The 12,456-nt window shown below is 69.8% G+C and carries 12 protein-coding genes and 1 pseudogene; 5 read left to right on the plus strand and 8 right to left on the minus strand.

The genetic code is table 11. The annotated features are described in order from the left end of the window. Positions 1–21 precede the first annotated feature (21 nt). The 8 genes and pseudogenes from QM782_RS22150 to QM782_RS22185 all read right to left on the minus strand — a co-directional run bounded on the left by QM782_RS22150 (position 22) and on the right by QM782_RS22185 (position 7,535). Positions 22–990: a Gfo/Idh/MocA family oxidoreductase gene (locus QM782_RS22150; protein WP_415205028.1), complete on the minus strand. Its 969-nt coding sequence runs from the start codon at positions 988–990 to the stop codon at positions 22–24. 2 nt (positions 991–992) lie between these two features. Beyond that, positions 993–1,898 (minus strand): class III extradiol dioxygenase subunit beta, encoded by a 906-nt coding sequence (locus QM782_RS22155; RefSeq protein WP_415205704.1) that lies wholly within the window; start codon positions 1,896–1,898, stop codon positions 993–995. Between the two features lie 99 nt (positions 1,899–1,997). Beyond that, positions 1,998–2,366: pseudogene (gene ligA / locus QM782_RS22160) on the minus strand (protocatechuate 4,5-dioxygenase subunit alpha); the annotation flags it as partial. Positions 2,367–2,370: 4 nt separating this feature from the next. Beyond that, positions 2,371–3,309, minus strand: coding sequence for an amidohydrolase family protein (locus QM782_RS22165; RefSeq protein WP_415205029.1), 939 nt, complete (start codon positions 3,307–3,309; stop codon positions 2,371–2,373). An 11-nt stretch (positions 3,310–3,320) separates the two neighbouring features. After that, the gene (locus QM782_RS22170; protein ID WP_415205030.1) at positions 3,321–4,316 is read right to left on the minus strand and encodes a Bug family tripartite tricarboxylate transporter substrate binding protein; all 996 of its coding nucleotides are present in this window, start codon (positions 4,314–4,316) and stop codon (positions 3,321–3,323) included. 31 nt (positions 4,317–4,347) lie between these two features. Next, positions 4,348–5,031, minus strand: a complete 684-nt coding sequence (gene ligK, locus QM782_RS22175; RefSeq protein WP_415205031.1) for a 4-carboxy-4-hydroxy-2-oxoadipate aldolase/oxaloacetate decarboxylase — start codon at positions 5,029–5,031, stop codon at positions 4,348–4,350. 11 nt (positions 5,032–5,042) lie between these two features. After that, a complete protein-coding gene (locus QM782_RS22180) occupies positions 5,043–6,071 on the minus strand; it encodes an amidohydrolase family protein (protein WP_415205705.1) in 1,029 nt (342 codons plus the stop codon). An 84-nt stretch (positions 6,072–6,155) separates the two neighbouring features. Continuing rightward, positions 6,156–7,535, minus strand: a complete 1,380-nt coding sequence (locus tag QM782_RS22185; protein ID WP_415205032.1) for an MFS transporter — start codon at positions 7,533–7,535, stop codon at positions 6,156–6,158. A 318-nt stretch (positions 7,536–7,853) separates the two neighbouring features. Here QM782_RS22185 and QM782_RS22190 point away from each other — a divergent pair, with 318 nt between their 5' ends. From QM782_RS22190 to QM782_RS22210, 5 genes are all read left to right on the plus strand, one after another. Further along, the gene (locus tag QM782_RS22190; protein ID WP_415205033.1) at positions 7,854–8,786 is read left to right on the plus strand and encodes a LysR family transcriptional regulator; all 933 of its coding nucleotides are present in this window, start codon (positions 7,854–7,856) and stop codon (positions 8,784–8,786) included. 55 nt (positions 8,787–8,841) lie between these two features. Further along, positions 8,842–9,783 carry a 2-hydroxyacid dehydrogenase gene (locus QM782_RS22195; protein WP_415205034.1) on the plus strand — a complete coding sequence of 314 codons (942 nt, stop codon included), beginning with the start codon at positions 8,842–8,844 and terminating at the stop codon, positions 9,781–9,783. Positions 9,784–10,155: 372 nt separating this feature from the next. Further along, positions 10,156–11,592: a F0F1 ATP synthase subunit beta gene (atpD, locus tag QM782_RS22200; protein WP_415205035.1), complete on the plus strand. Its 1,437-nt coding sequence runs from the start codon at positions 10,156–10,158 to the stop codon at positions 11,590–11,592. 28 nt (positions 11,593–11,620) lie between these two features. Continuing rightward, complete coding sequence (locus QM782_RS22205; RefSeq protein WP_415205036.1) at positions 11,621–12,082, plus strand: F0F1 ATP synthase subunit epsilon; 462 nt, start codon at positions 11,621–11,623, stop codon at positions 12,080–12,082. A gap of 59 nt (positions 12,083–12,141) precedes the next feature. Then, on the plus strand, positions 12,142–12,426 hold the full coding sequence (locus QM782_RS22210) for an AtpZ/AtpI family protein (RefSeq protein WP_415205037.1): 285 nt from the start codon (positions 12,142–12,144) through the stop codon (positions 12,424–12,426). Positions 12,427–12,456: the final 30 nt, after the last annotated feature.

Below are 12,456 nucleotides of genomic sequence, written 5' to 3' on the forward strand. Positions count from 1 at the left end.
TTTCCGGCGAGCGCCGCGCGCTCAGCCGTTCAGCTGCTGCTCCAGCTGGTGCAGCACCTGGTAGCAGGGCAGGACCTGGGCCACGCTGGAGTTGGGCTCGCGGCCGTCGCGGATGGCAGCGAAGAACTCGCGGTCCTGCAGCTCGATGCCGTTCATGCTGACGTCCACCTGGCTCACGTCCACCGGCGTCTCCGGGCCCTTGGCATGCGTTTGCACGAGGTCGTCGTAGCGCGCGATGTAGGTCGCCGTGTCGCCGATGTAGCGGAAGAAGGTGCCGAGCGGACCGTCGTTGTTGAATGACAGCGACAGCGTGCAGATCGCGCCGTTGGCCGCCTGCAGCTGGATGCTCATGTCCATGGCGATGCCCAGGTCCTTGTGGATCGGGCCCTGCACGGCATTGGCCTTCACGATGGGGCTGCCGGCCTGGTAGGCGAACAGGTCCACCGTGTGCGCGGCGTGGTGCCACAGCAGGTGGTCGGTCCAGCTGCGCGGCTGGCCCAGCGCGTTCATGTTGGTGCGGCGGAAGAAGTAGGTCTGCACATCCATCTGCTGGATGCTGAACTCGCCGGCGGCGATCTTCTTGTGCACGTACTGGTGGCTGGGGTTGAAGCGGCGGGTGTGGCCGACCATGGCCACGAGGCCGCTCTTCTGCTGCAGCGCCAGCACCTCCTCGCCCTGCGCCAGCACGTCGCACAGCGGGATCTCCACCTGCACGTGCTTGCCGGCCTTCAGGCAGGCCAGCGTCTGGTCGGCGTGCATCTGCGTCGGCGTGCACAGGATCACGGCGTCGACTTCCTTCAGCGCCAGGCTCTCGTCCAGGTCGGTCGTGACGTGGCCGATGCCGTACTGCGCGGCCACCTCGCGGGTCTTTTCCAGGTCGCGGCTGATCAGCGAGACGACTTCGACGCCGTCGATGTTCTTGATGCCGTCCAGGTGCTTGATGCCGAAGGCGCCGGCGCCGGCCAGGGCCACTTTGATGGTTTTGCTCATGGTCAGTTGTTCTCCAGGATCAGATGGCCCACGGCGGTATTGGACGCGGGCACGTGGAAGAAGCGGTGCTTCAGCGTGGGTGCGGGGCCGCCGTCCACGTCGCTCATGGCGCCGCGCGCGATCAGCCACATCACGAGCTCGATGCCCTCGCTGCCGGCCTCGCGCACGTACTCGATGTGCGGCACCTTGGCCAGTTCGGCCGGCTCGGCGATCAGGCGGTCGAGGAACTTGTTGTCCCACTCCTTGTTGATCAGGCCGGCGCGCGGACCCTGCAGCTGGTGGCTCATGCCACCCGTGCCCCAGATCTGCACCTTCAGCGGCGCGTCGTAGGACTCGATCGCGCGGCGGATCGCCTGGCCGAGCGCGAAGCAGCGCGCGCCCGAGGGCACCGGGTACTGCACCACGTTGACGTGGAACGGGATCACCTTGACCGGCCAGGCCTCGGGCGAGCCGAACAGCAGGTTCATCGGCACCGTCAGGCCGTGGTCGACCTTGAGATCGTTGACGATGGTGAGGTCGAAGTCCTGCTGGATCACCGACTGCGCGATGTGGCTGGCCAGCTCGGGGTGGCCGATGACCTTGGGCACCGGGCGCGGGCCGTAGCCTTCGTCGGCCGGCTCGAACTCGGCCGCGGTGCCGATCGCGAAGGTCGGGATCACGCCCAGGTCGAAGCTGGTCGCATGGTCGTTGTAGACCAGGAACACCACGTCGGGCAGGTTCTCGCGCATCCACTGCTTGGACGGCTCGTAGCCGGCGAACAGCGGCTTCCAGTACGGCTCCTCGGTCTTGCCCAGGTCGATGGCCGCGCCGATGGCCGGCACGTGCGAGCTGTAGACCGAGGCCGTGATGTGCGCGTGCGCGGCGACCTGGCCGGCAGCGCCGGTCTGGCGGGCGGCATGCTCGCCCATGATCTGCGCGGCCAGGGCTTCCTGGTGCGTCAGCTCCCAGTCCTTCCAGGCGTCCGAACGCGCCATCGGGCCCTGGGCGTCGCCGCCCTCGCCCTGGTAGCGGTTGCCCTCGGCGCTGCGGCCGCCGCCGATCATCATGTCGCGGTACTGCTGCTCGGTCATGCCGGTCATGCTGCCGGCCATCTGCTGGAACGACAGCCCGTCGGTGGCGCCGAGCTTGGACAGGAAGTAGATGTTGCCGCCGGTGCGCATCATCCAGTTCAGGTCGCGTGCGCGCACGGCCGCGCGCTGCTCCTCGCTCATCGGCCATTCGGCCAGATAGGCGTCCTCGTCCTGCTTGAAGCGGGCGCGGTTCTCGGCCTTCATCAGGCTCATGCAGAACTGGTTCAGCCAGTAGCCCTTGCGCGACTGGTCGGCATCGAAAATGGTCGTGCCCGGCACGTCCAGATAGGGTTTGTCCAGGGACATGGCGTCAGCCTTTCGTTTCTTCGGGCCAGTACAGGCGCATCGGGTTGTCGACCAGCAGCTTGTGCTGCAGCTCGGCCGTGGGCGCGATGTGCGGGATGAAGTCGACCAGCAGGCCGTCGTCGGGCATGTGGTCCTTCAGGTTCGGGTGCGGCCAGTCGGTGCCCCACAGCACGCGGTCGGGGAACTGCTCGACGATGCGGCGCGCGAACGGCACCACGTCGCGGTAGGCGTTGCGCTCGCCGTCCAGCGCCTTCGGGCCGGTGGCGGACAGGCGCTCGGGGCAGCTGACCTTGCTCCAGACGTTGGGGTTGTCGCGCATGAACTTCTCGAACAGCGCGAACTCCGGACCGTCCACCGGCTTGCTGACGTCGGGGCGGCCCATGTGGTCCACCACCACCGTGGTCGGCAGCGCGGTGAAGAAGTCCCACAGCTCGGGCAGGTCCACGGCCTCGAAGTAGATGACGACGTGCCAGCCCAGCTTGCTGATGCGGCCGGCGATCTCCATCAGCTCGTCCTTGGGCGTGAAGTCCACCAGCCGCTTGACGAAGTTGAAGCGCACGCCGCGCACGCCGGCGTCGTGCAGCGCCTGCAGTTCCTCGTCCGTCACGCTGCGCCGGACGGTCGCCACGCCGCGCGCCTTGCCGCCGGAAGCCTTGCAGGCATCGACCATGGCGCGGTTGTCGGCACCGTGGCAGGTGGCCTGCACGACCACGTTGCGGGAGAAACCCAGGTGGTCGCGCAGCGCGAACAGCTCGGCCTTGGTGGCGTCGCAGGGCGTGTACTTGCGCTCCGGCGCGTACGGGAACTCGGCGCCGGGGCCGAACACGTGGCAGTGCGCATCGACGGCGCCTGCGGGCAACTGGAACTTCGGCTTGCTCGGGCCGGTGTACCAGTCGAGCCAGCCGGCGGTTTTCTCGAAGGGTCCGGTGGTGGTTTTGCTCATGTCCTTGTCCTTCAATCCAGAGAGATGTTGGCGCGCTTGATGATGGCTTCGTGGCGCTTGGCCTCGGCCGCGACGAAGGTCTGGGTGCCGGCGCGGTCCAGCGACAGCGGCACGTAGCCGAAGGTCGCGTAGCGGTCCAGCACGTCCTGGCCGGAGACGGCCTCGGCGATGTCGGCGCGGATCTTGTCCTGCACCGCCTGCGGCAGGCCCTTGGGGCCGGCGATCACGTTCCAACCGCTGACCTCGAAGTCCTTCGGCCCGCCGGCCTCGCCGCTGGTGGGAACGTCCGGGTAGGCCGCCAGGCGCTGCGGCGCCGTCACGGCCAGGAAGCGCAGCTTGCCGGCCTTGTACAGCGGCGCCGTGGTACCGGCCGTGCCCATCGTCACCGGCAGCTCGCCATTGGCCACGGCCGTGTAGAGCTGCGAGGTTTCCTTGTAGATCACGTGCTGCATCTTGGTGCCGGTCAGGAACTGGAATTCCTCCATCCCCAGGTGCACCGGGTTGCCGACGGACCAGGAGCCGTAGTCCAGCTTGCCGGGGTTGGCCTTGGCGTCGGCGATGACGTCGCCCACGGTCTTGTACTTGCTGGTGGCCGGCACGACCATCATCATGTAGGCCTTGAACAGCGTGGCCTGCACGTCGAAGTCCTTGGCCGGGTCGTACGGCAGCTTCTTGAACAGGTAGGGATAGGCCACCAGGTGCACGCTGTCGAGCTGGATCAGGTCGTGCCCGTCCTTGGCGCCGCGCTTGAAGGCGTCGATCGCGATGAAGCCGTTGCCGCCGGGGCGGTTCTCCACCACCACCGACTGGCCCCACTTGCGCCCGAGCTTCTCGGCCAGCACGCGCGAGATGGCGTCCGGGCCGCCGCCGGTCGGGTACGGCGTGATCAGTCGCACGGTGCGCGTGGGCCACTTGGCGTCCTGCGCGGCGGCCGGGACGGCCGCCAGCCCGGCGACGAGCAGCGGAATGCCGAGCGCCGCGACGCGGCGCAGCATGGGCTTCGTCATCAGGAGTCTCCTCGTTCTCTCTAAAAAAAGATCAGTCGATGTACTTGAGGCCGGCGGCAGCCAGCGGCTCGCGCATCTTGTACATGTCCAGCCCCAGCACGCCGGAGGCCAGCTTGTCGCGCTTCTCGCCCTCGTTGGCCTCGCGCTTGCGCGCCGCCTCCAGCGTGGCGGCGGCCTTCTCGCGCGGCACGCAGACCACGCCGTCGTCGTCGGCCACGATCACGTCGCCGGGCGTCACCAGCATGCCGGCGCAGACCACCGGGATGTTGACCGATCCGATCGTGGCCTTGATCGTGCCCTTGCTGCTGATGGCCTTGCTCCACACCGGGAAGTCCATCTCCTTGAGCGTCTTGACGTCGCGCACGCCGGCGTCGATGACCAGCGCACGGGCGCCGCGCGCCTTGAAGCTGGTGGCCAGCAGGTCGCCGAAATAGCCGTCGGTGCACTCGGCCGTGATCGCGGCCACGACGATGTCGCCGGGCTGGATCTGCTCGGCCACGACGTGCATCATCCAGTTGTCGCCCGGGTGCAGCAGCACCGTGACGGCCGTGCCCGAGACCTGCGCGCCCGGGAAGATCGGGCGCATGTAGGGCTTGAGCAGCCCCACGCGGCCCATGGCCTCGTGCACCGTGGCCGAGCCGAGCGCGGCCAGCGCGTCGGCGCAGGCACGGTCGGCGCGCTGGATGTTGCGGTAGACGACTCCGAGTTCGTACATGTCAGATCTCCTTACTTGCCTTTGGATGTCAGGGCCGCGTCCAGGCGGGTGAACACGCGGCGCGCATTGCCTTCGAACACCTGGTAGCGGTCCTCGTCGGTCAGGTTGGGCGTGGCCAGCACGTAGCGCTTGGTGTCGTCGTAGTAGTGGCCGGTCTCCGGGTCGATGCCGCGCACGGCGCCGATCATCTCGCTGGCGAACAGCACGTTCTTGGCGGGGATCACCTTGGTCAGCAGGTCGATGCCGGGCTGGTGGTAGACGCAGGTGTCGAAGTAGATGTTGTTCATCAGGTGCTCGGTCAGCAGCGGCTTCTTCAGCTCCTGCGCCAGCCCGCGGAAGCGGCCCCAGTGGTAGGGCACGGCGCCGCCGCCGTGCGGGATCAGGAACTTCAGCGTCGGGAAGTCCTTGAACAGGTCCGAGGTCAGGCACTGCATGAAGGCCGTGGTGTCCGCGTTCAGGTAGTGCGCGCCGGTGGTGTGGAAGCAGGCGTTGCACGAGGTGCTGACGTGGATCATGGCCGGGATGTCGTACTCGACCATCTTCTCGTAGATCGGGTACCAGTGCCGGTCCGACAGCGGCGGGCTGGTCCAGTGGCCGCCGGAGGGGTCGGGGTTCAGGTTGATGCCGACGTTGCCGTACTCCTTGACGCACTTCTCCAGCTCGGGGATGCAGGTCCTGGGGTCCACGCCCGGGCTCTGCGGCAGCATCGCGGCGGGGATGAAGTTGTCGGGGAACAGCTGCGAGACGCGGTAGCACAGCTCGTTGCAGATCGCGGCCCAGGTGGAAGACACCTGGAAGTCGCCGATGTGGTGCGCCATGAAGCTCGCGCGCGGGCTGAAGATGGTGATGTCGCTGCCGCGCTCTTTCATCTTGGCCAGCTGGTTCAGCTCGATGCTCTCGCGCAGTTCGTCGTCGCTGATCTTCAGGTCGGCGACCTTCGGCATCGCGGCCGGGTCCTTGATGCCGGCGATCTGCTGGTTGCGCCAGTTCTCCAGCGCCTTGGGCGCCGTCGTGTAGTGGCCGTGCACGTCGATGATCAGGGGGTTCTCGCGGCTCATGTTGCTCCTCGGGTTGTGCGTTGGTGCGGGAAGGGGGAAGCGAAAAAGACCTTGCTGAAACCTGGCTCAGTGGCCGCCCGGCCGGGCGCCGTGGGACGGGCCGGCGACCTTGTTCTTGACCAGCAGCGCCAGTGCGGCGATCAGGCCCGGAATGCCGACGATGAGGAACACCGAGGACAGCTCCAGGTGCCGGCGCGCCAGCTCCGCCACCAGGAACGAGCCCGCGATGCCGCCGAAGCGGCCGATGCCCAGCATCCACGCCACGCCGCTGGCGCGGCCCGCCGTCGGATAGTACTCGGCCGCCAGCGCCTGCATGGACGACTGCGAGGTGTTCATCAGCAGGCCGGCCACGAACACCGCCGCGACCAGCGCCGCCACGCCCGAGCCCAGCACCTGGCCGATCAGCATCACGGCCAGGCAGGTGAGGAAATAGCCGCAGGCGATGATGATGTTGGCGTTGCCGCGGTCCATCAGCAGGCCGAAGAAGATGGCGCCGAAGCCGCCGAGCTGGAACAGCGCGGCGATGATCGCGGCCTGGCTGGAATCGATGCCCGCCTCCTTGAACAGCACCGGCATCCAGTTGACCAGGCCGTAGACAATGACCAGGCCCATGAAGTAGGCGGTCCAGAGCATGAGCGTGCCCACGATGAAGCGCCCCGAGAACACCAGCCGGAGCCCGCGCGGGCCGCTGGCCGCACCGGCGGCCGCGGCGCCCTCCTCCAGCACGAAGTCCGTGGCCTGCACCGCCTGGCCCGTGATGCGCGCCAGCGCCTGGCGGATGCGCTCGGCCGGATAGCGCCGGGCGACCATGAAGCGCACCGATTCGGGCAGCGCCACCAGCATCAGCGCCGCCAGCACCAGCGGCACCACGCCGCCCAGGATCAGCAGGCTGCGCCAGCCGAAGTGCGGGATCATCCACGCGGCGAAGAAGCCGCCGAAGGCCGAGCCCACGGGAAAGCCGCAGAACATGGCGTTGGTGATGAAGGAGCGCTTGCTGTCGGGGCAGTACTCGTTCATCAGCGTCACCGCGTTGGGCATCGCCGCGCCCAGGCCCAGGCCGGTGATGAAGCGCCAGATGGACAGCTCGGTCAGCGACGAGGCCATGGCCGACACGATGGAGGCCGCGCCCATCAGGATCACCGCCACCGTCAGCACGCTCTTGCGGCCCAGGCGGTCGGCCAGCGGCCCGGCGCTCAGCGCCCCGAAGGCGATGCCGAACAGCGCCGCGCTGAGCACCGGCCCGAGGTGCGACTTGTCGATGCCCCACTCGCTGATCAGCGAGGGCGCGATGAAGCCGATCGCCGCGGTGTCGAAACCGTCGATCAGCACGATCAGGAAGCACAGGGCGAAGATCACCCACTGGAAGCCCGAGAACGGATGCGCGTTCAGCAGCGTCTGTACGCTGAGGCGGCCCGGACCGGCATTGGCTGGCTGTAGTGTCGTCATTGATTGTCTCTCGGTTTCTGGTGCAGCTTGTGCCTCGGACCGCCGTGCTGGGAGCGGGTACGACGACTGAAGGCAACGGGCCCGCGACGGGGATGCCCTGGGCCTGGATCAGCACGCCCGGTGGCTGAAAACCCGGGTCGTGTAGTGGCCGTGCACGTCGATGATCAGGGGGGTCTCGCGCCTCATGGTGCTCCTCGTGTTGTGCGGTGCTGCGGGCGCATTCTGCGCGTTCGCCCAGGCAGCGCCAAGTTCGCGACGACGCTATCAGCTAGACAGGAATGGAATAGCTTTGTTTTCGATATTCCATAAACTACAGACATGGACCTGAAGCAGCTGGAGTACTTCGTGCACGTGGCCGAGCTGGGCAGCTTCACGCGCGCGGCCATCGCGCTGGACGTGGCGCAGCCGGCGCTTTCCCGGCAGATCCGCCTGCTGGAGGTGGAGCTGCGCCAGAACCTGCTGACGCGCAACGGCCGCGGCGCCGTTCCCACCGAGGCCGGCAAGCTGCTGCTGGAGCACGGCCGCGGCATCCTGCACCAGGTGGCGGTGGCGCGCGAGGAACTGGGCGCGGCCCGCGGCGCACGCGCCGGGCGCGTGTCGATCGGGCTGCCGCCCAGCCTGGCCCGGCTGATCACGGTGCCGCTGACGCGCGCCTTCCGCGACAAGCTGCCGCATGCCCAGCTCACGCTCAGCGAGGGCTTCTCGATCGTGATGGTCGACGCACTGCGCATGGGCAACCTCGACATGGCCCTGCTCTACAACCCCGAACGCTCGCCCGAGATGGAGCAGACCACGCTGCACGAGGAGGAGCTGGTGCTGATCTCGCAGCGCAGCATGCTGCCGGGCGCCCTCGCCGCCCCGAAGGCCGGCAAGGCGCGCACCGCCGTGGCGCTGAAGGACGTGGCGGCGCTGCCGCTGATCCTGCCGAGCCGGCCCAACGCCTTCCGCCTGCTGCTGGAGACCGAGACCATGCGCATCGGCTGCCAGCTGCGCATCGCGATGGAGGTCGACGGCCTGAACGGCATCCTGAGCCTGGTGCGCGAGGGCTTCGGCCACGCCGTGCTGCCGGCCTACACGCTGGCCAACTTCGACCATGCCGATACGCTGGTGGTGCGCAAGCTGCACTCGCCGCGGCCGATCAGCCAGCTGACGCTGGTGCGCTCCACGCGCCGGCCGGCGACCGAGACGCAGAAGGTGGCGCGCGCGCTGCTGCAGGAGGTCGTGCTCGGCGCGGTGGCACCGTACGCCTGAGCGTAGACTGCGGCACCGTTTCTCCCGAACGCCGCCGACGCTCCGTCCATCGCCCATGCCCGCCTCCATCCCCTTGCTCGTACTGTGCCCGCTGCAGGCCGGCTACATGCAGCAGTTCCGCGACCGCTTCGACGTCATCGAGGCCGCCGACCCGGCGCGCCGCGCCGAGGCCATCGCCACGCACGGCGCGCGCATCCGGGCGGTGCTGACCATCGGCACCATCGGCCTGACCGCGGCCGAGATCGCCGCGCTGCCGGCGCTGCAGCTGGTGCACACGCTGGGCGTGGGCTACGAGCTGGTGGACGTGGCGGCGGCCAAGGCACGCGGCATCGCCGTGGCCAACGCGGCCGGCAGCAACGCCGCCTGCGTCGCCGACCATGCCTTCGGCCTGCTGCTGGCCGCGGTGCGCGGCATCGTGCAGCTCGACCGCGGCGTGCGCCAGGGCCTGTGGCGCGACCAGTTGGAGTTCTACACGCCCACCGTCGGCGGCAAGCGCCTGGGCCTGCTGGGCATGGGCGACATCGGCCGCCAGATCGCCCGGCGCGCGGCCGGCTTCGACATGGCCGTCGGCTACCACAGCCGCACGCCCAGGGCGGAGCTGCCGCACACGTACTTCGACAGCCCGCGCGCGCTGACCCAGTGGTGCGACTGGCTGGTCGTGGCCACGCCCGGCGGCGCAGCCACGCGCCACCTCGTGAACGCCGAGGTGCTGGACGCGCTGGGCCCCCGGGGCACGCTGGTCAACATCGCGCGCGGCAGCGTGGTGGACACGGCGGCGCTGGCGGCCGCGCTGCGCGAAGGCCGCATCGCCTCGGCCGGCATCGACGTCTACGAGAGCGAACCCACCCCGCCGGCCGAACTGCTGGACCTGCCCAACGTCGTGATCACGCCCCACATCGCCGGCCGCTCGCCGGAGGCGATCCAGGCCTCGGTCACGCTGGTACTGGAGAACCTGACCGCGTTCTTCGCGGGCCAGCCGCTGAAGACGCCGGTCTGACCGCCCGCGTGGCCCGGCGGGCAGCGACGCCGTTGCACCCGCCCAGGGGGGCCTCGAGAGCGGCTGGCTCATCCCGCATGCCGGCCGAAGAATGCCTCCCGGCGCCGGCGTATTCCAGGCTCGGGTGACGAGAGGCCGCAGGAACTGCCGCCGGATGCCGGAGTCCGACCAAGCCCATGTCCCCGGTCCACCACCGCCGATTGATCAGGATCAAGTCCGCATCAGGATCCGTGCCGCGAGCAGCACCGTTCGCCCAACGTGCGCCCGCGAAGCTGTATCGTGAACGGGTGGCCGGTCTTCCCGTCTCCTTCCTGCTGGCGTCCCCCCATCCGGACGCCAGGCGCGCAGCCTAGGCCCAGCCGCCCTTCCTCCGTGCACCCCAAGCCCCTTTCCGACACGCTCCACGCCGGCACGGTGGTCGCCGCCCGCGGCGCGGTGATCGACGTCGCCTTCGCGGCCGGCCAGTTGCCGGCGCTGGAGGAAGCCATCCGCATCGGTGCCGACGGCGCACCGGGGGTGCTGGCCGAGGTGCAGGCGCACCTGGACGAGGCCACGGTGCGCTGCATCGCGATGCAGGCCACCTCCGGCCTGCGGCGCGGCGACCCGGCGCGGGCGCAAGGCGGGCCGCTGACGGCCCCGGTGGGCGACGCCGTGCTCGGCCGCCTGCTCGACGTCGCCGGCGACACCGGTGACGACGGCGGCCCGCTGCCCGTGCTAACGCCGCGCGCGCCGATCCACCGCGCGCCGCCGCCGCTTTCCGCGCAGAGCGGTACCAGCGAGCTGTTCCGCACCGGCATCAAGGCCATCGACCTGCTGACGCCCCTCGCCCATGGCGGCAAGGCCGCGATGTTCGGCGGTGCCGGCGTGGGCAAGACGGTGCTGGTCATGGAGCTGATCCACGCCATGGTGGCCGGCTACCAGGGCATCTCGGTCTTCGCCGGCGTGGGCGAGCGCTCGCGCGAGGGGCACGAGATGCTGCTGGACATGCGCGGCTCCGGCGTGCTGGAACGCACGGTGCTGGTCTACGGGCAGATGAACGAGCCGCCCGGGGCGCGCTGGCGGGTGCCGATGACGGCGCTGACCATCGCCGAGCACTTCCGCGACCAGGAGCACCGCAACGTGCTGCTGCTGATGGACAACATCTTCCGCTTCGTGCAGGCCGGGGCCGAGGTCTCTGGCCTGCTCGGGCGCCTGCCTTCGCGGGTGGGCTACCAGCCGACGCTGGCCAGCGAGGTCGCCGCGCTGCAGGAGCGCATCGCCTCCGTGGGCGGCGCGGCCATCACGGCGATCCAGGCGGTCTACGTGCCGGCCGACGACTTCACCGACCCGGCCGTGACCACCATCGCCGCCCACGTCGACTCGATGGTGGTGCTGTCGCGCGCGATGGCGGCCGAGGGCATGTACCCGGCCATCGACCCGATCGCCTCGTCCTCGGTACTGCTCGACCCGCTGATCGTGGGCGAGGAACACGCCCGCACCGCCATCGACGTGCGCCGCGCCATCGAGCACTACCGCGAGTTGCAGGACGTGATCGCCCTGCTCGGCATGGACGAGCTGGGCGCGGAGGACCGGCGCATGGTGGAGCGCGCACGCCGGCTGCAGCGCTTCCTGACCCAGCCCTTCACCGTCACCGAGGCCTTCACCGGCACGCCGGGCGCCTCGGTCAAGCTGGCCGACACCATCGCCGGCTGCCGCGCCATCCTCGACGGCGAATGCGACGGCTGGCGCGAGGATTCCCTCTTCATGGTCGGCACGCTCGACGAGGCGCGCGCCAAGGAGCAGGCGGCGGCCCGGGCCGCCGCCGCGTGAACCGGCCCGGAACCCTGGAGCCGCGCTGATGCCCGAACGCACCCTGCACCTGTCGATCTCCACCCCCGGGCGGCAGGTGGTCGACGCGCACGGCGTGCTCGCCCTGCGCGCCCGCGACGCGAGCGGCAGCTTCGGCGTGCTGCCGGGCCATGCCGACCTGCTGACGGTGCTGGTGCCCTCGGTGGTGCGCTGGCGCGAGGCGGGCGGCGCGGAGCGCTTCTGCGCGGTGCGCGGCGGCGTGTTCACGATGGCCGGCGGCACCCACGCGGCCATCGCCTGCCGCCAGGCGGTGCTCGGCGACCAGCTGGCGGCGCTGCCGTCGGACGTCGCCGCGGCCAATGCCGAGCAGGCCGACGTCGACCGCCGGGCCCGCGTGGCGCAGATGCAGCTCCATGCGCGTGCGGTGCGGCAGCTGATGCGCTACCTGGTGCCGGGCCGCGGCGACGGCGCCGCGGTCGCCGAGCAGCTGTTCGAAGGCGGGCCGGGATGAACCGCGCCCGGCCGCCCGAAGAGGCGCGCACCGCAGCCCGTACGGGCGAAGGCAGTCCCGTGAACGCCGCAGCCCCCCGGGACCGGCTGGAACAGGCCGCGCGCACCGAGGCCGAGCGCACGCGCCGCGGGGCCGAGGACCCCGAGCCCTCGCTCGGCGCGCGGCTGGGCCAGATCGGCATCCTCGGCTGGATGGTGGTGGTGCCGGCGCTGCTCGGGCTGTTCCTCGGCCGCTGGCTGGACCACCGCTTCTCCACCGGCATCTTCTTCTCCGCGCCGCTGCTCCTGGTGGGCGCCGGCGTCGGCTTCTGGTCGGCATGGAAATGGATGCACCGCAACCTGTGAACCGATGAACGGACTCTTACTCGCTCAGCC

It is taken from the genome of Pseudorhodoferax sp. (assembly GCF_047601025.1).
In the GTDB taxonomy this organism is placed as follows: Bacteria; Pseudomonadota; Gammaproteobacteria; order Burkholderiales; family Burkholderiaceae_C; genus Pseudorhodoferax.